This window comes from Azospirillum brasilense (genome assembly GCF_022023855.1).
GTDB classification, from domain to species: Bacteria; Pseudomonadota; Alphaproteobacteria; order Azospirillales; family Azospirillaceae; genus Azospirillum; species Azospirillum brasilense_F.
The window spans coordinates 2,673,309-2,695,957 of sequence record NZ_CP059449.1; the positions used below are offsets into that span (position 1 = coordinate 2,673,309).

General features: G+C 67.6%; 22 protein-coding genes. 2 read left to right on the plus strand and 20 right to left on the minus strand.

Translation table 11 applies throughout. The features are described 5' to 3' along the window. Positions 1–17 precede the first annotated feature (17 nt). The 9 genes from rseP to dnaE form a co-directional block, all read right to left on the minus strand. Positions 18–1,151: an RIP metalloprotease RseP gene (gene rseP / locus H1Q64_RS12730; RefSeq protein ID WP_014240157.1), complete on the minus strand. Its 1,134-nt coding sequence runs from the start codon at positions 1,149–1,151 to the stop codon at positions 18–20. Between the two features lie 55 nt (positions 1,152–1,206). Continuing rightward, positions 1,207–2,397 (minus strand): 1-deoxy-D-xylulose-5-phosphate reductoisomerase, encoded by a 1,191-nt coding sequence (locus H1Q64_RS12735; RefSeq protein ID WP_237903787.1) that lies wholly within the window; start codon positions 2,395–2,397, stop codon positions 1,207–1,209. 7 nt (positions 2,398–2,404) lie between these two features. Further along, the gene (locus H1Q64_RS12740; RefSeq protein WP_237903788.1) at positions 2,405–3,253 is read right to left on the minus strand and encodes a phosphatidate cytidylyltransferase; all 849 of its coding nucleotides are present in this window, start codon (positions 3,251–3,253) and stop codon (positions 2,405–2,407) included. After that, positions 3,198–3,935, minus strand: coding sequence for an isoprenyl transferase (locus tag H1Q64_RS12745; protein WP_237903789.1), 738 nt, complete (start codon positions 3,933–3,935; stop codon positions 3,198–3,200). The genes H1Q64_RS12740 and H1Q64_RS12745 overlap by 56 nt, the downstream gene beginning before the upstream one ends. Before the next feature lie 4 nt (positions 3,936–3,939). Next, complete coding sequence (gene frr / locus H1Q64_RS12750; RefSeq protein ID WP_237903790.1) at positions 3,940–4,497, minus strand: ribosome recycling factor; 558 nt, start codon at positions 4,495–4,497, stop codon at positions 3,940–3,942. A gap of 4 nt (positions 4,498–4,501) precedes the next feature. After that, entirely contained in the window at positions 4,502–5,257 is a 756-nt protein-coding gene (gene pyrH / locus H1Q64_RS12755) for a UMP kinase (RefSeq protein ID WP_237903791.1), read from the minus strand. 54 nt (positions 5,258–5,311) lie between these two features. After that, positions 5,312–6,241, minus strand: a complete 930-nt coding sequence (gene tsf, locus H1Q64_RS12760; protein ID WP_237903792.1) for a translation elongation factor Ts — start codon at positions 6,239–6,241, stop codon at positions 5,312–5,314. 115 nt (positions 6,242–6,356) lie between these two features. Beyond that, positions 6,357–7,151 (minus strand): 30S ribosomal protein S2, encoded by a 795-nt coding sequence (gene rpsB, locus H1Q64_RS12765; protein WP_145678218.1) that lies wholly within the window; start codon positions 7,149–7,151, stop codon positions 6,357–6,359. A gap of 222 nt (positions 7,152–7,373) precedes the next feature. Next, positions 7,374–10,856: a DNA polymerase III subunit alpha gene (dnaE, locus tag H1Q64_RS12770; protein WP_237903793.1), complete on the minus strand. Its 3,483-nt coding sequence runs from the start codon at positions 10,854–10,856 to the stop codon at positions 7,374–7,376. A gap of 189 nt (positions 10,857–11,045) precedes the next feature. Here dnaE and H1Q64_RS12775 point away from each other — a divergent pair, with 189 nt between their 5' ends. Together H1Q64_RS12775 and H1Q64_RS12780 are read left to right on the plus strand one after the other, a co-directional pair. Continuing rightward, positions 11,046–11,648, plus strand: coding sequence for a hypothetical protein (locus tag H1Q64_RS12775; RefSeq protein ID WP_237903794.1), 603 nt, complete (start codon positions 11,046–11,048; stop codon positions 11,646–11,648). Between the two features lie 81 nt (positions 11,649–11,729). Next, the gene (locus H1Q64_RS12780) at positions 11,730–12,617 is read left to right on the plus strand and encodes an EamA family transporter (RefSeq protein ID WP_237903795.1); all 888 of its coding nucleotides are present in this window, start codon (positions 11,730–11,732) and stop codon (positions 12,615–12,617) included. 15 nt (positions 12,618–12,632) lie between these two features. Here H1Q64_RS12780 and H1Q64_RS12785 read toward each other — a convergent pair whose 3' ends face one another. The 11 genes from H1Q64_RS12785 to H1Q64_RS12835 form a co-directional block, all read right to left on the minus strand. Then, positions 12,633–13,490 carry a dienelactone hydrolase family protein gene (locus H1Q64_RS12785; protein ID WP_145684920.1) on the minus strand — a complete coding sequence of 286 codons (858 nt, stop codon included), beginning with the start codon at positions 13,488–13,490 and terminating at the stop codon, positions 12,633–12,635. Positions 13,491–13,601: 111 nt separating this feature from the next. Beyond that, complete coding sequence (locus H1Q64_RS12790; protein WP_237903796.1) at positions 13,602–14,297, minus strand: ABC transporter ATP-binding protein; 696 nt, start codon at positions 14,295–14,297, stop codon at positions 13,602–13,604. Continuing rightward, a complete protein-coding gene (locus H1Q64_RS12795; RefSeq protein WP_237903797.1) occupies positions 14,290–15,537 on the minus strand; it encodes a lipoprotein-releasing ABC transporter permease subunit in 1,248 nt (415 codons plus the stop codon). The genes H1Q64_RS12790 and H1Q64_RS12795 overlap by 8 nt, the downstream gene beginning before the upstream one ends. 151 nt (positions 15,538–15,688) lie before the next feature. After that, on the minus strand, positions 15,689–17,002 hold the full coding sequence (proS, locus tag H1Q64_RS12800) for a proline--tRNA ligase (RefSeq protein ID WP_237903798.1): 1,314 nt from the start codon (positions 17,000–17,002) through the stop codon (positions 15,689–15,691). 124 nt (positions 17,003–17,126) lie between these two features. Continuing rightward, a complete protein-coding gene (locus tag H1Q64_RS12805; protein ID WP_237903799.1) occupies positions 17,127–17,525 on the minus strand; it encodes a hypothetical protein in 399 nt (132 codons plus the stop codon). Positions 17,526–17,533: 8 nt separating this feature from the next. Continuing rightward, positions 17,534–18,418: a hypothetical protein gene (locus tag H1Q64_RS12810; protein ID WP_188262210.1), complete on the minus strand. Its 885-nt coding sequence runs from the start codon at positions 18,416–18,418 to the stop codon at positions 17,534–17,536. 413 nt (positions 18,419–18,831) lie between these two features. Next, positions 18,832–19,431, minus strand: coding sequence for a DNA-3-methyladenine glycosylase I (locus tag H1Q64_RS12815; protein WP_237903800.1), 600 nt, complete (start codon positions 19,429–19,431; stop codon positions 18,832–18,834). Positions 19,432–19,456: 25 nt separating this feature from the next. Next, a complete protein-coding gene (locus H1Q64_RS12820) occupies positions 19,457–19,705 on the minus strand; it encodes a DUF1467 family protein (RefSeq protein ID WP_014240138.1) in 249 nt (82 codons plus the stop codon). A 17-nt stretch (positions 19,706–19,722) separates the two neighbouring features. After that, complete coding sequence (mce, locus tag H1Q64_RS12825) at positions 19,723–20,127, minus strand: methylmalonyl-CoA epimerase (RefSeq protein ID WP_094306013.1); 405 nt, start codon at positions 20,125–20,127, stop codon at positions 19,723–19,725. A gap of 33 nt (positions 20,128–20,160) precedes the next feature. Then, positions 20,161–21,879: a ribonuclease J gene (locus H1Q64_RS12830; RefSeq protein WP_237903801.1), complete on the minus strand. Its 1,719-nt coding sequence runs from the start codon at positions 21,877–21,879 to the stop codon at positions 20,161–20,163. Then, positions 21,876–22,649, minus strand: a complete 774-nt coding sequence (locus H1Q64_RS12835) for a type III pantothenate kinase (RefSeq protein WP_237903802.1) — start codon at positions 22,647–22,649, stop codon at positions 21,876–21,878. Before H1Q64_RS12835 ends, H1Q64_RS12830 begins: the two co-directional genes overlap by 4 nt.

The window sequence follows — 22,649 nt, forward strand, 5'->3', positions numbered from 1 at the left end:
GGCTTTGGGGGCATCCCTCAGGAAATGAGCCCCCTAAAGAAATCCACCACGCGAAGCTGAACAAGATCGTTCCACGTGGCGAAAACCATGAGCGTTAATACCAAAGCAAGCCCGATGCGGAAACCGTATTCTTGCGCTTTAGGTCCGAGAGGACGCCCACGGAGTCCTTCAAGGGCGTAAAACATCAGATGGCCGCCGTCAAGCAGCGGAACCGGAAACAAATTGATCATGCCGAGGTTCACGGACAGGAAGGTCATGAACCAGATCAGCGGATACCAGCCGGATTGCGCGACCTCGCCGGACATCTGGGCGATGCGCAGCGGTCCGCCCAGCTCCTCGGTGCCGCGCGAACCCTCGATCATCTGTCCCAGCGCCACGAAGGTGCCGGAGACCATGCCGACGACCTCCCGTCCCGCCTGCCACAGCGCGGTCAGCGGGTCGTGGCGCTTCGTCTCCGCCCCGCCGCGCATGATGCCGAGCTGGCCGATGCGGTGGGTGTTGCCGAGTCGGTCGGTGACCTCGCGCACGTCCGGAGTCGCCGTCAGGTTGACCGAGCGCCCGTCGCGCTGCACCACCATCTCCAGCGGCGCCCCCGGCTGCATGGAGACGATCTGCCGGATTTCCTCGAATCGCTGAATGCCGCTGCCGTTGATCGAGACGATCAGGTCGCCGGGCTGCAGCCCGGCGCGCTCCGCGGCGCTGCCCGGCTGCACGCCGCCGACGTCCGGCGGGGTGAAGGACTGGCCGGCGGTGGCGAAGAGGATGGTCAGGGCGACGATGGCGAACAGGAAATTCGCGATGGGTCCCGCCGCCACGATGGCCGCTCGCTGTCCGAGCCGCTTGTGGTGGAAGGAGACCGCCTGCTCCTCGGCGCTCATGCTCTGCGTGTGGGCGCCGGGCGTGCTCGCCGGGTCGGCGTCGCCGAACATCTTCACATAGCCGCCGAGAGGGATCGCGCTGAACTTCCAGCGCGTTCCCGAGCGGTCGGTCCAGCCGAACAGCTCAGGCCCGAAACCGATGGAGAAGACCTCGATCCGCACGCCGTTGCGGCGCGCCACGAGGTAGTGACCGAGTTCGTGCACAAACACGAGCACGGTGAGGACCAGCAGAAAAGACAGAAGCGTGGTCCCGAAGCCGCCCATGACGTCCATCACATCCTTTTGCATCCCGGAGCGGTTCCTTCGCGGTCCGCGCCCGGAAAAAGACTCAGCGTGCCAGGGCCGCGACCCGGTCGGCCGCCACGCGGCGCGCCTCGGCGTCGGTGTCGCGCACCGCGCCAAGGTCGCGGAGCGGCCGGTGCGGCAGCGTGCCCAACACCCCCTCGACGATCCGTTCGATGTCGAGAAAGCCGATCCGGCGGTCGAGAAACGCCTGCACGGCCACCTCGTTGGCGGCACTGAGAATAGTAGGAGCGCCCCCACCGCTTTGCAAGGCGGCCCGGGCGAGCCTCAGGGCCGGGAATCGGTCGGGGTCCGGCGCCTCGAAGGTCAAGGTTGCGGCCTTGACGAGGTCCAACCGTTCGGCGGGCGTCGGGATGCGCGCCGGCCAGCCGAGCGCGTAGGCGATCGGCGTGCGCATGTCCGGCGTGCCGAGCTGCGCCAGGACCGAGCCGTCCACATACTCGACGAGCGAATGCACGACCGATTGGGGGTGGACCAGCACGTCGATCTTCTCCTCGGGAACACCGAAGAGGAAATGCGCCTCAATGATCTCCAGCCCCTTGTTCATCATGGTGGCGCTGTCGATGGAGATCTTGGCGCCCATCTCCCAGGTCGGGTGGGCGACCGCCTGCTCGCGCGTCGCCGTGGCCATGAAGGCGCGGTCCTTCGTCCGGAAGGGGCCGCCGGAAGCCGTCAGGATCAGGCGCTGGACGCTGTCCAGCCGGTCGAAGTCGAAGACTTGGTAGATCGCCGAATGCTCGCTGTCGACCGGCAGCAGGTTGGCGCCGTGGCGGCGCACCTCCTCCATCATCAGGGCGCCGGCGCAGACCAGCACCTCCTTGTTGGCGAAGGCGACGCAGGCGCCGCGGCGCACGGCGGCCAGCGTGGGCTCCAGCCCGGCGGCGCCGACGATGGCGGCCATCACCCATTCGGCGGGACGCTCCGCGGCCTCGGCCACCGCCTGGGGGCCGGCGGCGGCCTCCACGCCGGTACCGGCCAGCGCCTCCTTGAGGTCGGCGTAGGCGGCGGGGTCGGCGACCACGGCCAGCTTCGGGCGGAGTTGCCGCGCCTGCTCGGCGAGGAGGGCAACGTTGCGGTTGGCGGTCAGCGCCTCCACCGGGAAGCGCTCCGGATCGCGGGCGACGAGGTCCACCGTCTGCGTGCCGACCGATCCGGTCGAACCGAAGATCGTCACGCGGCGCGGCGCATTCCCCGCCTCTTCAGCCTTCACAACCATGACCCCGTCACCACCATGCGATTGCCATGCCGATGGTCGCGTGGAACAGGGCCAGCACCGGGGCCGCGGCGAGCAGCCCGTCGATGCGGTCCAGGATTCCCCCGTGACCAGGAATGAGATGGCCGCTGTCCTTCACGTTGTAACGGCGCTTGACCGCGGATTCGAAGAGGTCGCCCGCTTGCGCCACCACAGCCAGAACGGCACCCACCGCAAGAGCCAGCAACGGCCGTTGCGCGCCGGCCGCCAGAGCCACCCCCCACCCCACCAGGGCGGAGGAGGCCATGCCGCCGATCAGACCGGCCCATGTCTTCTTCGGACTGATGCGCGGGGCCAGCTTCGGCCCGCCGATGGTGCGTCCGGCGGCGTAGGCGCCGATGTCGGTCGCCCAGACGCCGAGCATGGTGAAGAGGAACAGCGCGAGGCCGGACTCCGGATCGTCGCGCAGCCACATCAGACCGGCCAGACCGGCCACGACGTAGAGGACGCCGCCTCCGGACAGACCGCGGTCAGGCCCGCCCGAGGCCAGCGCGACACCGGCCGTGGCCAGGATGGCGACGACCACGGCCGCCCACGGCCCGGCGGCGATCTGCGCGGTAAGGGCCAGCAGGACGCCGGCCACCGATAACGCGATGGCGGCAGCCTTGCGGCGGCAGGGAACGAGGTTGCCCCACTCCACGGCGGAGGCCACGGCGCCGAGCGCGATCAGGGCGTGGAAAATCCAGCCGCCGGCCCAGACCGCGGCCAGGACAAGCGGAGCCAGGACGAGCGCCGAGATGGCGCGCGTCTTCAGGTCGCCGGATTTAGCGGGTGCCGGTGGTTGCGCCGAAGCGACGTTCCCGTCGGTGGAACTCTTCAATCGCCGCCTCCAGGTCACGCTTGGAAAAGTCAGGCCAGAGCGTGTCCACAAAGACCAGCTCGGCATACGCCGCCTGCCAGAGCAGGAAGTTGCTGATGCGCTTCTCGCCGCTGGTGCGGACGATCAGGTCGGGGTCCGGGATGTCGGCGGTGAACAGGCGTTCGGACAGCCGGTCCTCGGTGATGTCCGCGGGATCGAGCGTCCCCGCCTTCACCTCTTCGGCCAAGCGCCGAGCCGCCAGCGTGATCTCCTGGCGGGAGCCATAGCTCAACGCCACCACGAGGGTCAGCTTGCGGTTGTCGCGGGTCAGATTCTCGGCGTTCTCGATCAGGCCGACGATGTCCTTGGACAAGCGGGCCCGGTCGCCGATGACGCGCAGGCGCACGCCGTTCCGGTGGAGGTCGGCAATCTCGCTGCGCAGGTAGAAGCGCAGGAGCTGCATGAGGTCGGACACCTCCTCCTCCGGCCGACGCCAGTTCTCGGACGAGAAGCTGAAGATCGTCAGATAGCCGATCCCCAGGTCGCCCGCGGCTTCGACCGTCCGGCGGACGGCGTCCACGCCCTTTTTATGGCCGGCGGTGCGGGGCAGCCCTCTGGACTTCGCCCAACGCCCGTTGCCGTCCATGATCACGGCCACGTGCGCGGGCGGGCGCAGGGGGCGGCTGTCTTCCGCGTCGCGCATGCCGTCAGACCTGCATAATGTCCTTTTCTTTCGCCGCAAGCGCATCGTCGACCAGCTTGATGTACTGGTCGGTCAGCGCCTGGACCTTCTCGCCGAGCCCCTTGTGCTCGTCCTGCGAGATGTCGCCGGCCTTCTCCGCCTTCTTCAGGCTGTCCATGCCGTCGCGGCGCACGTTGCGCACGGCGACGCGAGCCTGCTCGGCGTATTTGTGGGCGACCTTGGCCAGCTCCTTGCGGCGCTCCTGCGTCAGGTCGGGCAACGGCACGCGGATCGACTGGCCTTCCGTCTGCGGGTTCAGGCCGAGACCCGAATCTCGGATGCCCTTCTCCACGGCCTTGACCATGCCGCGGTCCCACACCTGCACGACGATCAGGCGCGGCTCCGGCACGCTGACGGTGCCGACCTCCTTGAGGTGCATCCTGGCGCCGTAAGCCTCAATGGTGACGGGCTCAAGCAGGCTGGCGGAGGCGCGGCCGGTGCGCAGACCGCTCAACTCCTTGCGAAACGCCTCAAGCGCTCCTTCCATGCGGCGCTTGAGATCCGATGCATCGGGCGCAGCCACGGGCTCACTCCGTTTCTTCGTTGATGATCGTAAACTTGCCCCGGCCCTGCATCACTTCGGCGAAAGCACCGGGTGTGTGGATCGAGAACACGAGTATGGGGATGTGGCTTTCACGCGCCAGGGAGATCGCGGAAGCGTCCATCACCTGCAGATCGTTCGCCAGGACTTCGAGATAGTTCAGGCGCTCGTAACGCTCGGCGTCCTTCACCTTCTTCGGGTCGGCGGTGTAGACGCCGTCCACCTGCGTGCCCTTCAGCAGGGCATCGCAGCCCATCTCCGACGCACGCAGAGCGGCGGCGGTGTCGGTTGTGAAGAAGGGGTTGCCGGTTCCGGCGGCGAAGATCACCACGCGCCCCTTCTCCATGTGCCGGATGGCGCGGCGCCGGATGTACGGCTCGCACACCGACGACATGGGAATGGCCGACTGCACGCGGGTCGCGACACCCATCCGCTCCAGAGCGCTCTGCATCGACAGGGCGTTCATGACGGTGGCGAGCATCCCGATATAGTCGGCTGAGGCGCGCTCCATGCCGCTCGCCGCACCCTTCACGCCGCGGAAGATGTTGCCCCCGCCGATGACCAGGCTGACCTGGACGCCCAGCTGGATCACCGCCTTCACCTCGTTGGCGACGCGGTTGACCACCTCCGGGTCGAGGCCGTAGTCGCGCTGACCCATCAACGCCTCGCCCGACACCTTCAGCAGGACTCGTTTGAAGCGGACGCCGTCAGCCGGCTCGGTGGTCCCGGTGGTCTGGGCCATGGGGGGCTTTCTCCCGGTTGGTGTGAAGAGTGCGTGCGGCGGGTCGCCGGGTCCTTACTTCTGGCCGGCGGCGGCGGCGACTTCGGCGGCGAAATCGCTCTCCGCCTTCTCGATGCCCTCGCCCAGCGCGAAGCGGACGAAGCCCGTCACCTTGACCGGGGCGCCGACGTCCTTGGCGGCGTTCTCCACGACCTTGCGGACCTTGGTCTCGCCGTCGATCACGTAGGTCTGCTCCAGCAGCACCACTTCCTCGTAGTACTTGCGGATGCGGCCTTCGAGCATCTTCTCGACGATATTCTCTGGCTTGCCGGAGGCGCGGGCCTGCTCGGCGAGCACGTTGCGCTCACGCTCCAGCGCGGAAGTGTCGACGTCGGCGATGTCCAGGGCGTCCGGACGGGCGGCGGCGATGTGCATCGCGACCTGCTTGCCCAGCTCGTTCAGCTTGGCGGTGTCGCCGGTCGACTCCAGGGCGACCAGAACGCCGATCTTGCCGAGGCCCGGCGCGATGGCCGAGTGGACGTAGGACACGACGACGCCCGCCGGAACCGACAGCTTGGCCGAGCGGCGGATGTTCATGTTCTCGCCGATGGTGGCGATCAGGTTGGTCAGCTCTTCCTGGACCGTGCGGCCGGCGTCCGGATAGGCGGTGCCCTTCAGACCCTCGACGTCGCCCGAACCGGACAGGACCAGCTCGGCGGCCTTCAGGGAGAAGGCCTGGAACTTGTCGTTGCGCGCGACGAAGTCGGTCTCGGCGTTCACCTCGACGACGGCACCCGCGGTGCCGGCGGTGGCGACGGCGACCAGACCCTCGGCGGCGACGCGGCCGGACTTCTTGGCGGCGGCGGCGAGGCCCTTCTTGCGCAGCCAGTCAACGGCGCCCTCGAGGTCGCCCTGGGTCTCGGCCAGCGCCTTCTTGCAGTCCATCATGCCCGCGCCGGTCTTCTCGCGCAGTTCCTTGACGAGCGCGGCGGTAATCTCGGCCATGGTTTCGCCCTCTTCCTTCCGAACAGATCCAAGCGGATCGGGTTGATCCAAACAACTCATAAAAAAGGCAGCCGGGCCATAGGTCATAAGGCCCGGCTGCCCCGTATCACCGGGATCAGGCCTGGGCTTGCTCAGCCGGCGCGGCCTCTTCCGCTTCGGCTTCCGGCAGCTGCTCGGCCGGAGCCTCCTCGCTGGAGCCGACGTCGATGCCGGCGGCGCTCATCTCGGCCTGCAGACCGTCGAGCACGGCGCCGTTCACCAGCTCGCAGTACAGGTCGATCGCGCGCAGGGCGTCGTCGTTGCCCGGGATCGGGAAGGCCACGCCGTCCGGATCGGAGTTGCTGTCGATCACCGCGATGACCGGAATGCCGAGCTTGTTGGCTTCCTTGACGGCGATCGACTCCTTGTTGGTGTCGATGATGAAGAGGACGTCCGGCAGGCCGCCCATTTCCTTGATGCCGCCCAGCGCGCGCTCCAGCTTGTCGCGCTCACGGGTCAGCTCGAGGATTTCGCGCTTGGTCAGGCCCGAGGTGTCGCCGCCCAGGCGCTCTTCCATCTCGCGCAGGCGCTTGATCGACTGGGAGATGGTCTTCCAGTTGGTCAGCATGCCGCCGAGCCAGCGGTGGTTGACGTAGTACTGGCCGCACTTCGACGCGGCCTCGGCCACCTTCTCCTGGGCCTGGCGCTTGGTGCCGACGAACAGGACGCGGCCGCCGCCGGCGACGACGTCACGGACGGCCTGCAGGGCGCGGTGCAGCGCCGGGACGGTCTGCTCCAGGTCGATGATGTGCACACCATTGCGCACGCCGAAGATGTACGTGCCCATCTTCGGGTTCCAGCGGCGGGTGTGGTGGCCGAAGTGGACGCCGGCTTCGAGCAGCTGGCGCATGGTGAAAGACGGAATAGCCATTTGGAAAAGTCCTTTTCCGGTTGCTCCGCCGCGGGCACTGTCCGTTTGACAGGACACCGGATCGGGCCATCGGGGTAAAGCCGAGGGACCGCCAGCCCGCGTGAGGTTTTGACGACGGCGCTTACATAGCCCGCCGCAACCGCTTTGGCAACACCGGTTTGGCAATTGGTTCGGCCGGAATGCGCTGCGGCGCGTACCGCTTCGCAACGGAGGAGCCGTTCCTTACAGCTCCACCACCTCCACCACGCCCGGCACCGCCTTCAGCGCGGCGCGGCTCTGGTTGGTGATGTTGAAGGAACCGGGAAGCTGGATCTCCACCTCCTTCAACGGGTCGATCTCGACCAGCAGGTGGATCTTTCCCTTGCCGCGCGCCAGCCGCTCCAGCATGCCGCGGATGCTCTCCACCGGACCGCCGTCGCGCACCACCACCTTCAAACCGTCGGAAACCTGGGCGACGGCGTCCTCCAGCGGCTTCACCTCCTGGCAGGTCAGACGGATGTCCTCGCCGTTCGTCTGGACGTCCACGGTCATCAGGACCGGGCGTCCGGCCTCCAACAGGTCGCGGTTGGTCGCCAGCACCTCGGAGAAGACCGTCACCTCATAGCCGCCGCTGCCGTCGGACAGTTCCACGAAGGCGAAACGGTTGCCCGACTTCGCCGTCTTCTCCTTGCGGCTGACCACGATGCCGGCGACGCTGCGCCGGGTCGAGCCGCCGCCGGTCACCGCCGTGGCGAGGTCCGCCGAGCGCACCACACGCATGCGGGCCAGCGGACCGGCGAAGGCGTCCAGCGGGTGAGCGGACAGGTAGAAGCCGATGGCGCCGAACTCGTGCTTCAGCTTCTCCAGCGGCTCCCACTCCTTGACCTTGGGCAGGTCCGGCTCCTTCAGGCCTCCGCCAGCGCCGCCGAACAGGTTGCCGATGCCGCTGTCGCGCTCGGCCGCCTCGGCCTGGGCGTAACGGATCAGCGTCTCCAGCGCCGCATGCACCTGGGCGCGGTTGGGGTTGATCCCGTCGAAAGCGCCGGCGCAGGTCAGGTTCTCCAGCTGGCGCTTGTTGATGGTCTTCAGGTCGAGGCGGCGGGCGAAATCGAACAGGCTCCTGTAGGGGCCGTTCTTGCGCCGCTCCTCAACCACCGCCTTCATGGCGGGCAGGCCGACGCCCTTCACCGCGGCCAGCGCGTAGCGCACCGCCTTTGCGCCGTCGGCCAGCGCCTCGACCCCGAAGATGCTGTCGGACTTGTTGATGTCCGGAGTCAGCAGCTTGATCTTCAGCCGCACCAGCTCCTGCCGGAAGACGTTCAGCTTGTCGGTGTTGCCGAGGTCGAGCGTCATCGACGCCGCCATGAACTCCACCGGGTGGTTCGCCTTCAGATAGGCGGTGTGGTAGGCGACCAGGGCGTAGGCGGCGGCGTGGCTCTTGTTGAAGCCGTAGCCGGCGAACTTGGCCACCTGATCGAAGATCATGCTGGCCTGATCGGGGTCCACGCCCTTGTCCTTGGCGCCGACGACGAACTTGTCGCGCTCCTTATCCATCTCCTCCTTGATCTTCTTGCCCATGGCGCGGCGCAGAAGATCGGCGCCGCCCAGCGAATAGCCGGACAGCACCTGGGCGATCTGCATGACCTGCTCCTGGTAGATCATGATCCCGAAGGTCTCCTTCAGGATCGGCTCCAAGGCCGGGTTCATGTAGTCGGGCAGCTCCTCCCCGTTCTTCACCTTGATGTATTTGGGGATGTTGTCCATCGGGCCGGGGCGGTAGAGCGACACCAGCGCGATGATGTCCTCCAGCCGGTTCGGCTTCAGCCGGCGCAGCACGTCGCGCATGCCCGAGCTTTCCAACTGGAACACGCCGGTCGATTCGGCGCGGCCGAGGATCTCGTAGCTTCTGGGGTCGTCGAGCGTGACCGTGGTCAGGTCCGGCTTGTCCTCGATCAGGTCCACCGCCGTCTTCAGCACGGTCAGCGTCTTCAGGCCGAGGAAGTCGAACTTCACCAGACCGGCCTGCTCGACGAACTTCATGTTGAACTGGGTGACCGGCATGTCGGATCGCGGGTCCCGGTACAGCGGCACCAGATCGTGCAGCGGGCGGTCGGCGATCACCACGCCCGCCGCGTGGGTCGAGGCGTGGCGGTACAGCCCTTCCAGCTTCAGCGCGATGTTGACGAGGCGCGCCACCGTCTCGTCGCCGTCGCGGGCTTGGCGCAGCATCTCCTCGCTGTCCAGCGCCTGCTGGAGCGTCACCGGGTTGGCCGGGTTGTTCGGCACCAGCTTGCAGATCTTGTCCACCTGCCCGTAGGGCATCTGCAGCACGCGCCCGACGTCGCGCAGCACGGCGCGGGCCTGCAGCTTACCGAAGGTGATGATCTGGGCGACGCGGTCGTAGCCGTACTTGTCCTGGACGTAGCGGATCACCTCTTCGCGGCGGTCCTGGCAGAAGTCCACGTCGAAGTCGGGCATCGACACGCGTTCGGGATTCAGGAATCGCTCGAACAGCAGGCCGAAGCGCAGCGGGTCCAGATCGGTGATGGTCAGCGCCCAGGCGACGACCGAGCCGGCGCCCGAACCACGGCCCGGCCCCACCGGGATGTCGTGCGCCTTGGCCCATTTGATGAAGTCCGACACGATCAGGAAGTAGCCGGGGAACTTCATCGACACGATGACGTCCAGCTCGAACTCCAGCCGTTCGAAATAGGTCTTGCGGGTCTCCGCCCGCTGCTCCGGCGTCATGTCCGGGGTGTAGACGACGCTGTTCAGCCGCATCTCCAGGCCCTCGCGGGACTGGGCGCGCAGTTCCTCCCCCTCGTCGCGGCCGCCCTCGCAGGGGAAGGGCGGCAGGATGGGCTTGATCGGCTTCAGCAGGAAGGAGCAGCGCTTGGCGATGGCGACCGTGTTGTCCACCGCCTCCGGCAGGTCCTTGAACAGGTCCCGCATCTCCTCGGCCGACTTGAAGCGGTGGTCGGGGGTCAGGCGGCGGCGCTCGGTCTGGCTGATGTAGGCGCCCTCGGCGATGCAGAGCAGCGCGTCGTGCGCCTCGTACATGTCCTCGGTCGCAAAATAGCAGTCGTTGGTGGCGACCAGCGGCAGGTCATGAGCGTAGGCGAGGTCGATCAGCGCCGGCTCGATGGCGTCCTCGATCACCGCGAAATGGTCGCGGTGGCGCTGAAGCTCGACATAGAGCCGGCCTGGGAACAGCCGCTTCAGCCGCTCCAGCACGTCGAGCGCCAGATCCTTCTGCCCCTCGCCCAGCAGCCGCCCGACCGAGCCGGCGGGACCGCCGGTCAGCGCGATCAGCCCGGCGGAATGGCCCTCCAGCGCGTCCAGCGGGATCTGCGGCCCGGCCATCGGGTCCGATTCCAGGAAGGCCTTGGACACCAGCTTCATCAGGTTGCGGTAGCCCTCGTCGGTCTGGCAGAGCAGGACGAGCTGGTCGGGGACCGACGCCGCCTTGCCCGGCAGGCCCGGCTTGCCGTTGGCGGGACCGACTCGGGTGATGCCCAGGACCGTGCCGATGATCGGCTGCACGCCCGAATCTGCGGCGGCCAGCGCGAACTCCAGCGCGCCGAACAGGTTGCCGGTGTCGGTCACGGCGACCGCCGGCATCCCCTTCTTCTGGCAGAGCTTGACCAGCTCCTTCACCTTGATGGCGCCCTCGGACAGGGAATAGGCGGAGTGGACGCGCAGGTGGATGAAGTCGGTGTGGGGCATGGCGGAGATGGGCACCGGTTCCAGCGAAGGGGGACGTCTCCCTTAGTCGTCGCGCATCCCGTCCCGCACTGCAAGGGACCAAGCGCGGGCCCGGCCATGCGGCGATGCGCCAACCCCGTCGAAAGTAAGGGAAGATTCCCCGATCATGCGTGTTCGTGCTATCGAAAGAGGCAGAGCCACGATCCGAGAATGACCCGTTCCATGCGTCGCATCCGCTCCAGCGCCGTCCTGGCGGTGCTGGCGGCCACGCTCCTCACGGCTTGCCAGACCACCGGCGCCCCCGCACCGTCCGCGGAGCAGACCCACCGGCCGCCGCCGACCGTTGCGCCCGCCTCCCCCCTGTCCGACGCACCGGGGCGCGTCGTCGCGCAGAACAAGGGCTGGGTCGTGCGGGCGCATCCGGCGACCAAGACCGGATCGGCCTATTGCTACGCCACGCGGGCGGACGACTCCTCCCCCCTTTCCTTCCGGGCGACGGCGAAGGGGGCGGCCATGCTGGTCAACGCCGACCAGCACGCCCAGGCCGACAAGGACACGGAAAGCCGCCTGACCGCCATCTTCCCCGATGGCGAGACCATGGCGCTGGAGGCTAGCCCCCTGCCCGACGGCGGCGTGGTGGTTCCGGTCGAACTGCCAAAGTACGAGGACCTGTTCGAACCCTTCATGCGGTCGCGCGCGGTGACGCTGCAGCGGGACGGCGGCGGCACGGAGATCGGCGACGTCAATCTGGGCGGCTCCTCCTGGGCGCTGGCCGCCCTGGACGAGTGCCGCATCCTGCATACCGACAAGTGAACAGATTCGGAGGTCTGACCCGCAATGGGTGCATCCGCCCCCCATTGACCGACAGTCAGTGCGTCTCTAGCCTCCACTCCCATGCGCACCGCTCACATCGGCCTTGCCGTCGCCGTCGCGGCGATCTGGGGCTTCAACTTCGTCGCGATCAAGGTCGGGCTGGCGGATTTCCCGCCGATCCTGTTCTGCGCCCTACGCTTCGCTCTGGCGGCGCTGCCGCTTCTCGTGCTGGGCGTTGGCGGCGGTCCGCCGGTGCCCTGGCGCTTCATTCTGGGCATCGGGATGGTGCTGGGGGTGGTGAAGTTCTCGCTGCTGTTCATCGGGATGGACATCGGCATGCCGGCGGGGCTGTCGTCGCTGGTGCTGCAGTCGCAGGCCTTCTTCACCGCCCTGTTCGCCGCCCTGGTTCTAGGGGAGCGGCCCGGACCGAAGCAGGTGCTGGGAATGGCGGTGGCCTTCGCCGGGATCGGGCTGATCGCGCTGGAGATGCCGGCGGGCGATTCCCTGCTCGGGCTCGGGCTGGTGATGGCCGCCGCGGCCACCTGGGGCGTGGCGAACCTGCTGATGAAGCAGGCCAGGGCGCCGGACCTGTTCCGCATGATGCTGTGGGTCAGCGTGGTGCCGCCGATCCCGCTGCTGCTGCTGTCGCTGGGGTTGGAGGGGCCGGACCGGGCGTGGCAGGCCCTGACGCATCTGACTCCGCTGGGCGTCGGAGCGGTGGCCTACATCGCCTTCGGAGCGACGCTGTTCGGCTTCGCCGCCTGGGGCTTCCTGCTGCGCCATTACCCGGCGAGCCTGGTGGCGCCCTTCTCGCTGCTGGTGCCGGTCTTCGGCATGAGTTCCAGCGCGCTGGTCCTGGGGGAGAGCTTCACCCCGCTGAAGATGGCCGGCGCGCTTCTGGTGCTTGCCGGGCTGGCGGTGGCCGTGCTGAAGCTGCCCTCCGCACGGCCCGCCACCCATCGGCCCTGACAAGGGCCTGATCGCTCAGGTCAGGTTCTTCTTGAGGAACTCCACGGACCGGCCCCAGGCGAGGTCCGCCGCCTCCTTGTTGTAGCGCTCCGCCGACGTGTCGTTGTGGAAGGCGTGATTCACGTTGTCGTACATGAAGAGTTCGTAGGACTTGCCGCCCTTTTTCAGGGCCTCCTCATAAGCCGGCACCTTGGCGTTCACATTGTTGTCCAGCCCAGCGTAGTGGAGCTGGAGCGGCGCCTTGATCGTGGTGACCAGCGCCGGGTCGGGCGCCGGGCCGTAGAAGACGACGCCCGCCTTGAGGTCCGGCGCCTTGATGGCCAGCCGGTTTGTCATGCCGCCGCCCCAGCAGAAGCCGATGGCCCCCACCTTGGCGTTGGAGTAGCGGTAGGCCATCAGGTCGCTCATCGACGCGATCAGGTTGTTCACCGTCTTGTCGGGGTCAAGCTGGCCGATCATCTCGCGGGCACGGTCGGGATCCTGCGGGGTGCCGCCCAGCGGGGACAGCAGATCCGGGGCCATGGCGACGAAGCCGGCCACCGCCAGCCGCCGCGTCACATCCTCGATGTAAGGGTTCAGGCCACGGTTCTCGTGGATCACCACCACCGACGGCGCCTGCTCGGCCAGCTTCGGGCGGGCCCGGTAGGCCTGAACGTCGCCGGTCGCCCCCTGGAAGGTGACGCGGTCCGTGGCGATTCGGCTGTCGTCCTCCGGAACCTCGGCGGCCAGGGCGTAGTTCGGCTCGATCTGAGAGAGGATCGCCGGAATGGCCGCCGCGCTGCCCGCCAGCACCGCCAGCCGCTCCAGGAAGACGCGGCGCGGCAGCGGCCTGTGGGTGTACTCGTCGTACAGGTCGATGATTTTCTGGTCCATCCCTCACCCTTCCGATCGGTTTTGACCTTAAGCCTGAGCTGGCCAAGCCTGTGCCGGAGTGTGGGGTGCGGAACCGGGACTGACAACTCCCCGTGGATCAGTTTTTAGTGATCAGGCCGGGTTGGACCGATGCTCAACCAAAAGCCCGTCGCTCATTTCCAGCACCCGGTCCATGCGGTTCGCAAGCTCCAGGTTGTGGGTGGCGATCAGCGCGCCGACCCGCGCCTGCCGCACGATGGCGGTCAGCATGGCGAACACCCCCTCCGCCGTGTGCGGGTCGAGGTTGCCAGTGGGTTCGTCGGCGATCAGCAGGCCCGGCCCGTTGGCCAGCGCGCGGGCGATGGCGACCCGCTGCTGCTCGCCACCCGACAGGCGAGCTGGACGATGGCCGGCGCGCGGCTCCAGCCCGACCATCCGCAGCAGCTCCAGGGCGCGCTCGCGGGCGGTGCGCTTGGCGACGCCGTTGATCATCTGCGGCAGCACGATGTTCTCCAGCGCGGAGAATTCCGGGAGCAGGTGATGGAACTGGTAGACGAAGCCGACCGAGCGGCGGCGCACCTCCGTCCGCTTCCCGTCGTCCAGGGCGGACACGTCGGTCCCGGCGATCCGCACGGTGCCCGCCGTAGGCCGCTCCAGCAGGCCGGCGATGTGCAGCAGGGTCGATTTGCCGGCGCCCGACGGGCCAACCAGCGCGACCAGCTCGCCCGCATGGACGGTCAGCTCCGCCCCGCGCAGCACATGAAGCTCCGTCCCCGCCTGCTCAAAGGTGCGGACGATCCCCGACAGTTCCAGCATCGGCTCACTCATAGCGCAGGGCCTCCACCGGATCGAGGCGTGCCGCCCGCCAGGACGGGTAGACGGTGGCGGCGAAGGACAGGCCCAGCGCCATTAAGGTGACCTGGATCACCTCCGACCAGTCGATCTTCGCCGGCAATTGCGACAGGAAATAGATCTCGGCGTTGAACAGGTTGGTGCCGGTCAGGGCCTGGATGCCCTGGCGGATCGTCTCGATGTTCAGCGCGAAGGACACGCCCAGGGCCACCCCCACCAGCGTCCCCGCCACCCCCACCGAGGCGCCGGACAGGAAGAAGATGCGCATGATCATCCCGCGGGTGGCGCCCATGGTGCGCAGGATGGCGATGTCGCGTCCCTTGTCCTTCACCAGCATGATCAGGCTGGAGATGATGTTGAAGGCGGCCACCGTGATGATCAGCGACAGGATCAGGAACATCACGTTGCGCTCGACCTGGAGCGCCGTGAAGAAGCTGGCGTTTGACTGCTGCCAGTCGACCACCCGCCCCACCCCGGCCACCGCCGACTGGATGGCGTCGCGCGCCGCGCGGATCTGGGTCGGATCGCTGACGAAGACCTCCAGCGAGGTCACCGCCTCGCCCGTGCGGAAGAAGGCCTGGGCCTCCGGCAGAGGCAGGAAGATGAAGCTGTTGTCGTATTCGAACATGCCCACGTCGAACACGGCGCCGATGGTGAAGCTGCGCATCCGCGGCACCGTGCCGAAGGCCGTCACGTTGCCCTGCGGCGCGATCAGGGTGAGCTGGTCGCCGACCACCAACCCCAACCGCTGCGCCATGCGGATGCCGATGGCGATGTTGTCTTCGCCGAAGGCTTCCGCCGTTCCGCGCACGATGTTGCGGGACAGCGTCGGACGCACCCGGAAATCCTCCGGCCGCACGCCGCGCACCACGGCGCCGGAGGCGACCCCGCGCACCGAGACCAGCGCCTGGCCCTCCACCGTCGGCGTCACCCCGACCACGCCGGGCACGCCCTGGAGGCGCTGCACCAGCGGGTCGTAATCGGGCAGTGGGCCGCCGCGGACGCTGTAGACGTTCAGGTGGCCGTTCAGGCCGAGGACGCGGCCCAGAAGCTCCGCCCGGAAGCCGTTCATCACCGACATCACGATGATCAGCGTCGCCACGCCGAGCGCGATGCCCAGCAGCGAGAATCCCGCGATGACCGAGATGAACCCTTCCTGGCGGCGCGCCCGCAGATAGCGCATCGCGACCATGCGTTCGAAGGCGGAGAAGATCATGCGGCTCCCGATGAGCGAAGGACGGGCGACGGAGGCCCGGCAAAAGCAAAGGCGGCGGACCGCAACCAGTCCGCCGCCCCGCAACATAAGTGCTTAACCGTGGCAGGAAAAGGGCGACCTTCCAGACGCCCGCTCCCCTGGCCCCACGGTGTTACGCCGAGAGCTTCTCCAGCGCGCTCTCCACCGACAGCTCCTGCTTCTCGCCGGTGGCGCGGCGCTTCAGCTCGACCACGCCGTTCTTCAGGCCGCGCGGCCCGACGACGAGCTGCCACGGCAGGCCGATCAGGTCCATGTCGGCGAACTTCACGCCCGGACGCTCATCGCGGTCGTCGTAGAGCACGTCCATCCCGTTGGCGCGAAGCTTGTAGTACAGCTCCTGGCAGACGCGGTCGGTCTCGGCGTCGCCGACCTTCAGGTTGACGAGCCCGACGTTGAAAGGCGCCACGGCGTCCGGCCAGATGATGCCGTTGTCGTCGTGGCTGGCCTCGATGATGGCGCCCATCAGGCGCGACACGCCGATGCCATAGGAGCCCATCTCCACCGGAACCGGCTCGCCGCCCGGACCGGCGACGACGGCGTTCATCGGCTTCGAGTACTTTGTGCCGAAGTTGAAGATGTGGCCGACCTCGATGCCGCGCGCCGACACCAGATCCGACTCCGCTACCGGGCAGTTGCCCGGCTCGTGCTTCTCGTCGGTCGCCGCGTAGATCGAGGTGTAGGTGTCGAAGAAGGGCTGCAGGTCCTCGTCGAAGCCCGGCGCGTTCTGCAGCACGTCCAGGGTCAGCCAATCCTTGTGGCAGAAGACGCCACTCTCGCCGGTCTCGGCTAGGATGATGAACTCGTGGCTGAGGTCGCCGCCGATGGGGCCGGTGTCGGCGCGCATCGGGATGGCCTTCAGCCCCATGCGGGCGAAGGTGCGCAGATAGGCCAGGAACATCTTCTGGTACGAGCGCCGGGCGCTGGCCGCGTCGATGTCGAAGCTGTAGGCGTCCTTCATCAGGAACTCGCGCCCGCGCATCACGCCGAAACGGGGACGGATCTCGTCCCGGAACTTCCACTGGATGTGGTAGAGGTTCAGCGGTAGCTGGCGGTAGCTCTTCACGAAGGCGCGGAAGATGTCGGTGATCATCTCCTCGTTCGTGGGACCGAACAGCATCTCGCGGTCGTGACGGTCGGTGATGCGCAGCATCTCCTTGCCGTAATCGTCGTAGCGGCCGCTTTCCTTCCACAGCTCCGCCGACTGGATGGTCGGCATCAGCAGTTCCTGGGCGCCGGCGGCGTCCTGCTCCTCGCGGACGATCTGCTCGATCTTCTTCAGGACCCGGTGGCCCAGCGGCAGCCAGGCGTAGATGCCGGCGCTGGTCTGGCGGATCATCCCGGCCCGCAGCATCAGGCGGTGCGAGACGATCTGCGCCTCGGTCGGGGTCTCCTTGAGGGTCGGCAGGAAGAAGGTGGACAGCCGCATGGCTCTGCTCTCGGTTTCGAGGGGATTCGTCCGGCGGTGCGCCGGGCCGCAACAGGGACAGGGACTTTAGGAAGCCGCCGCGCGCTTGTCCATCGTCACGGCGCGCATCCGGGGGCGGACCGGCCTATCGGACGGTGCGGCAATAGGCGTAGACCTCCGCCTCGCTCGGTGCGCCGATGGGCTGGCCGTTGAAGAAGAGCCGGTTGGCGTACCAAGTCAGATAGCCGACCTCGACGCCCGGCGCGGCCGTGCCCTGCGGCACCGTGAAGCCCATGCGGCGGGCAAAGTCGATGGTCACCGGGATGTCGAACCGTTCCAGCGGCGGCGCAGCCCCCGCCGAGCCCGGCAGGTCGGCGGGAGCCACCGCCTTGCCGTTTACATCCACGCCCGGCGTGTATTCCACCCCCGGCGCCGGGCGGTGAGCCGTCAGGAATTGACACGCGGACAGGTCGACCGGCTGCGCCGCCGCCCCAGTGGAAAGCGTCAGAAACGCGACGAGAAGGGGAACGGAGCGGCGGATCATGGCGGACCTCAGCCTTGAGCGGCGGCGGATTGCTTCATGGACTTCCAGTAGGTAGCGAGATAGGGCATGCCCTTCTCGGCCTCCTCCTGGGTGCGGGCCGACTGCCGGATGTACTTGCCGAGGAAGGGCTTGTTCACGAACTCCATGTCGACGGCCGCCTTCAGCACCAGGAACTCGCCGATCCGGTCCGGCAGGTTGTAGTGCCATTTCTGCAGGCAGTCGGAAGTCACCCCCGGCTTGGCCTGATCCTGGCCCGACAGGTAGAACTCCTGGTGGTGGTACTGGTTGATTTCCTTCCAGGCCTGGAAGATGCGCGCCGGCTTGACGCGGATCAGCCCCTTCAACACCTTGATGTCGTCATGGAACAGCGGCAGGTAGCCGCGACGCTCCGCCTGCTCGTTCAGCATGGTGTAGAGGCCGGCCATGACATCGCCTTCCGCGCCCTGCTCGCTGGTCTTCCTTTCCGGCTTGTCCGCCTTGCGCCCGAACAGCGAGGCGAAGAAGCCCTTCTTCTTGGCCGGCGCCGAGGAGCCGCTGTCCGCCCCCACTTTCCGCTCGTCCCACAGCGCGTCCCAGGCGTAATCCCAGGCGGTGAAGACGGCGTTGGAGCGGTCGTCGAGCACGGTCAGCAGATAGTCGCGCCCGTCCCGCGGCCAATCCACATCGCCGACGATGGCCCGCACCGGACGGCGGCTGAGCAGCACCGGGAATATCCCGACGCGCACCAGTTCGGCGTAGATTTCCTGAAAGGATGGGGTCAGCGCAAAGGGGAGCTTGGCCGCCGGCTGCTCTTCGGGGGTCAGCAGTTCAAGACTTTTGCGGGTGCGGTCGAGCAGCTCGGTGGTCAGAATGGCCGCGAACTGCTCGAACTTCTCATTGTCACCCGCGGTCATCGGCGCCTCGACATCGTTCTCCCCGCTGACGGTCGCAAGCCCGGCTGCGAATGCCGACGCGCTTGAATCGAAAGTCGGAACGGACGCTTGCCCGCTTCCTGCACAGTGGATCAGCTATAGCCGATAAAGGGTTAATTCATTCTGTACCGAAGCACAACGCTCCGTCCACCTACGAACGAACGTCGGCGCGGACATCGTGAGCCGACCGGGACGAAAAAAGGACCGCGCGGCGATCGCGGCGCGGCCCGAGGTTTAGGGAGGAATCGCCACCAGGCGTCGGAAAAGAGGGAAGAACCCCTCTCGTCACACAAAGTACATTGAACCCGACCCCACCCGATGACAAGACGGAATTTGGACTAAACCAAGTCGTCAGCAAAGAATTCGCAGATTTCGCCCAAGACATAGGCGGTTGATTACGTCATAGGCGCTGCTATGCCCGCTTTATGGGCGTCGTATCCTGCGAACCCCTGCCGAACGGCGGCCATCCAGGGAGGGTCGAGCGTGGCGACCTCCGACCAGACCGGGCAGCGGGGCTGATGCGCGCCCGGCAGATAGCCCAGGCTCATCAGGAATTCGCCGGTGATCTCGCCACCGGTGAAGCGGAACGTACGCTTGAACAGCCGGACCCAGTCCGCCTTGCTCAAGGGGTGATGGGCGCGCAGCCAGCCGTCGAACGACCCGTGCGTCCCGCGCAGGGCCACGATCCGCCGCGCGTTCTCGACGGCGGCGTCGATCTTCAATCTGTTGCGGATGATCCCGGGATCGGCGAGAAGCCGTTCCCGCTCCGCCTCGCCATAGGCGGCGACGCGGTCGATGTCGAAGCCGTCGAAGGCGGCGCGAAAGGCCTCGCGCTTCTTCAGGATGGTCAGCCAGGACAGGCCCGCCTGATTGATTTCCAGAATCAGCCGCTCGAACAGCACCTGGTCGTCGGCGCTGGGAAACCCGTACTCAGTGTCGTGGTAGGGGCCGTGATGCGCGTGGCCGGGCGCCGCGTCGCAATAGGTCAGGCTCACGCGAAGGCTCCATCCGGGAGTGGGATCAGTGCGGCTTGGCCATCTCGCGGAAGGAAATCAGGTCCGACTGCACGATGCCGAAGATGACCAGCCACACCACCGCCGCGACCAGCGTCGTGGCGGCGAATTTCAGGAGGATGCGCGGGCGCTCCGGCGCGCTGCTCGCCATGCCCGGCTCGGGCTGCGCCGGGGTGCGCACGCCCCAGGGCAGCACCGCGAACAGCACCACCCACCAGACGACCACATAGACGCTGATGCCCGTCACCCAGCCCACCGCAGCCTCCCTTCGTCTCAGGCCTGCTCAAGCTCGACCAAGGTCCCGCAGAAGTCCTTGGGGTGCAGGAACAGCACCGGCTTGTCGTGGGCGCCGATCTTCGGCTCACCGTCGCCCAGAACGCGGGCACCCTGCGCCTTCATCCGGTCGCGGGCGGCCAGGATGTCGTCCACCTCGTAGCAGATGTGGTGGATGCCGCCGGACGGGTTCTTTTCCAGGAAGCCGGCGATCGGCGATTTCTCACCGAAGGGATGGAGCAGCTCGATCTTCGTGTTGGGCAGAGTGACGAAGACGACGGTGACGCCGTGCGGCGGCAGGTCCACCGGTTGGGACACCGCGGCGCCCAGCGTGTCGCGGTAGAGCGCGGTCGCCGCCGTCAGATCCGGCACGACGATGGCGACGTGGTTCAGCTTCCCAATCATGGGTCCTCCCGAAAGGCGTAAAGTCGGAAACGCTTATACACGGACGAGATGCACGTCCGTCACCGGCTTCTTGCCGTGCGTCGCGTTGAAGCAGCGGCGAACGGCGATCCGGGCGGCGGCGCGCACCTGCTCGTCGTCCGAACGGGCCGATTTCGGCATCTCGGCGACGGCCTCGCGCACCGCGTCCACCACGTCAAGCAGCATGTCGCGGTCCGCCGAGTCGTCCAGCAACCCCATCACCGCGATCTGTGGCGCGGTCACCAGCTCGCCCTTGCCGTTCATCACCAGCGTGACCACGGCGGCGCCGTTGTGGACCATCCGGTGGCGCGCCCGCATCAGACCGGTGTCGAGCGGAATCAGCCGCTTGCCGTCCAGCGCCATGCGGCCGGAGCGGACCTGCGCCACCACCCGCGGCGGCGCGTCGGGCGTCAGCCGGATCAGGTCGCCGTTGCCGGGGACCAGCGCCTCCGGCACCTGACAGGCGCGGGCCAACTTGGCATGCTCCAGCTGGTGGCGCTGCTCGCCGTGGACCGGCATGGCGATGCGCGGGCGCACCCACTGGTACATGCGGACCAGCTCATCCTGCGCCGGGTGGCCGGACACATGGACCGGCGCCTCGTCGGCGGTGACGATGCGGATGCCCTGCCCGACCAGCAAATTCTGCATGCGGCCGATAGCCCGCTCGTTGCCCGGAATCTCGCGGGAGGAGAAGATCACCACGTCGCCGCGCTGGAGTGACACCTGCGGATGGTCGTCCGATGCGATGCGCGCGAGCGCGGAGCGCGGCTCCCCCTGGCTGCCGGTGCAGACCAGCACCAGCTTGTCGCGCGGCACGTAGTTGGCGTCATGCTCGGTCAGAAAGGCCGGCACGTCGGCAAGGTAGCCGTTGGAGCGCGCGGCCTCGTTGATCCGCCACATGGACCGCCCGACCAGCGCGACGTGGCGCCCGTGCGCCGCCGCCGCGTGGGCGATGCTCTCGAGCCGCGCGACGTTGGTGGCGAAGCAGCTCACCGCGACGCGCACATCGGGAAACTGCCCGATCAGCGCGGTCAGCGTCTTGCGCACGCTTCCTTCCGACCCGGAACTGCCGGGCACCAGAGCGTTGGTGCTGTCGCCGACCAGCGCCAGCACGCCCTCGTCGCCGATGGCGCGCAGCCGCTCCTCGTCGGCCGCCTCTCCCACCAGCGGCTCGGGGTCGAGCTTCCAATCGCCGGTGTGCAGCACGGTGCCGGCGGCGGTGCGGATCGCCAGGGCGTTCGGCTCGGGAATGGAATGGGTGAGCGTCACATACTCGACGGAGAAGGGACCGACCTCAATGGTGCTGCCCAGCGCCACCTCGTGAACCGGCACCACCCCGGCCAGCCCGCGCTCGTGCAGCTTGGCGCGCAGCACGGCGGCGGTGAAGGGCGTGCAGTAGACGGGCACGCGGAGCTGCGGCCACAGATACTGGATGGCCCCCAGATGATCCTCGTGCGCGTGCGTCACCACAATGCCCACGAGGTCGTGCCGGCGCTCCGCGATGAAGGCGGGGTCCGGCATGATGACGTCCAGCCCCGGCATCGTGTCGTCCGCAAAGGAGATGCCGAGATCCACCATCAACCACTTGCCGCGATGGCCGTAGAGGTTGAGGTTCATGCCGATCTCGCCCGAACCGCCCAGCGGCAGGAAGTAGAGCGCGTCGTCCTCGGGAGCGAACAGGTCGCCGTCTCCCTCGACCGGGTGGACGGAGGGAGCGGAGTCGGGTTGGGTCATTGGGCCGTGTTGCGCTTGTGGATCAGGAGGAGACCGCGCAGCGTGAGTTCGCCGTCGGTGTGTTCGATTACATGGGTTGCCTTGGCGAAAAGCACACCCAGCCCTCCGGTCGCGACGACCGTCATCGGCTCGCCGTACTCCGCCCGGATGCGGTTGACCAGCCCTTCGATCAGGCCGACGTAACCCCAGAAGATGCCGGACTGCATGCACTCGACTGTGTTGGTTCCGATGACGTGACCCGGCTGCTGGATCTCGACGCGGGGCAGCTTGCTCGCCGCCATCTGGAGCGCCTCCAGCGACAGGTTCAGACCGGGAGCGATGACGCCGCCGCGGTAATTGCCGTCGCGGTCGACCACGTCGAAGGTCGTTGCGGTTCCGAAGTCGATGACGATCAGCGGCGTCTGGTAGGTGGCCGCCGCCGCCACCGTGTTGACCAGCCGGTCGGCGCCGACTTCGTCCGGCCGGTCCACCAGCGCGCGGGTGCCGAGATCGACCCCCGGCTGGCCGACCACCAGGGGCTCGCAGCCGAAATGATCCTTGCACAGGCGCTTGAGGTTGAAGGTGGCGCCGGGCACCACGCTGGCGATGATGGCGCTGTCGATGTCCGCCGGGCGCAGCCCCTTCAGCGCCATCAGGTGGGTCACCCACACCATGTATTCGTCGGCGGTGCGCTTCTTGTCGGTCGCCGTGCGCCACAGGCCGCGCTGTTGGTCGCCCTCATAAATCGCGAACACCACGTTGGTGTTTCCGGCGTCGATGGCGAGCAGCAT

Excerpts from the sequence above, each read along its gene's own strand:
- H1Q64_RS12795 (WP_237903797.1), bottom strand. The coding sequence starts at position 15,537 with ATGATCTTCTCCGCCTTCGAACGCATGGTCGCGATGCGCTATCTGCGG.
- tsf (WP_237903792.1), bottom strand. The coding sequence starts at position 6,241 with ATGGCCGAGATTACCGCCGCGCTCGTCAAGGAACTGCGCGAGAAGACC.
- dnaE (WP_237903793.1), bottom strand. The coding sequence starts at position 10,856 with ATGCCCCACACCGACTTCATCCACCTGCGCGTCCACTCCGCCTATTCC.
- H1Q64_RS12780 (WP_237903795.1), top strand. The coding sequence starts at position 11,730 with ATGCGCACCGCTCACATCGGCCTTGCCGTCGCCGTCGCGGCGATCTGG.
- H1Q64_RS12810 (WP_188262210.1), bottom strand. The coding sequence starts at position 18,418 with ATGACCGCGGGTGACAATGAGAAGTTCGAGCAGTTCGCGGCCATTCTG.
- rseP (WP_014240157.1), bottom strand. The coding sequence starts at position 1,151 with ATGGACGTCATGGGCGGCTTCGGGACCACGCTTCTGTCTTTTCTGCTG.
- H1Q64_RS12775 (WP_237903794.1), top strand. The coding sequence starts at position 11,046 with ATGACCCGTTCCATGCGTCGCATCCGCTCCAGCGCCGTCCTGGCGGTG.
- H1Q64_RS12790 (WP_237903796.1), bottom strand. The coding sequence starts at position 14,297 with ATGAGTGAGCCGATGCTGGAACTGTCGGGGATCGTCCGCACCTTTGAG.
- H1Q64_RS12835 (WP_237903802.1), bottom strand. The coding sequence starts at position 22,649 with ATGCTGCTCGCCATCGACGCCGGAAACACCAACGTGGTGTTCGCGATT.
- pyrH (WP_237903791.1), bottom strand. The coding sequence starts at position 5,257 with ATGGCCCAGACCACCGGGACCACCGAGCCGGCTGACGGCGTCCGCTTC.
- H1Q64_RS12805 (WP_237903799.1), bottom strand. The coding sequence starts at position 17,525 with ATGATCCGCCGCTCCGTTCCCCTTCTCGTCGCGTTTCTGACGCTTTCC.
- H1Q64_RS12785 (WP_145684920.1), bottom strand. The coding sequence starts at position 13,490 with ATGGACCAGAAAATCATCGACCTGTACGACGAGTACACCCACAGGCCG.
- H1Q64_RS12830 (WP_237903801.1), bottom strand. The coding sequence starts at position 21,879 with ATGACCCAACCCGACTCCGCTCCCTCCGTCCACCCGGTCGAGGGAGAC.
- H1Q64_RS12745 (WP_237903789.1), bottom strand. The coding sequence starts at position 3,935 with ATGCGCGACGCGGAAGACAGCCGCCCCCTGCGCCCGCCCGCGCACGTG.
- proS (WP_237903798.1), bottom strand. The coding sequence starts at position 17,002 with ATGCGGCTGTCCACCTTCTTCCTGCCGACCCTCAAGGAGACCCCGACC.
- mce (WP_094306013.1), bottom strand. The coding sequence starts at position 20,127 with ATGATTGGGAAGCTGAACCACGTCGCCATCGTCGTGCCGGATCTGACG.
- H1Q64_RS12735 (WP_237903787.1), bottom strand. The coding sequence starts at position 2,397 with ATGGTTGTGAAGGCTGAAGAGGCGGGGAATGCGCCGCGCCGCGTGACG.
- rpsB (WP_145678218.1), bottom strand. The coding sequence starts at position 7,151 with ATGGCTATTCCGTCTTTCACCATGCGCCAGCTGCTCGAAGCCGGCGTC.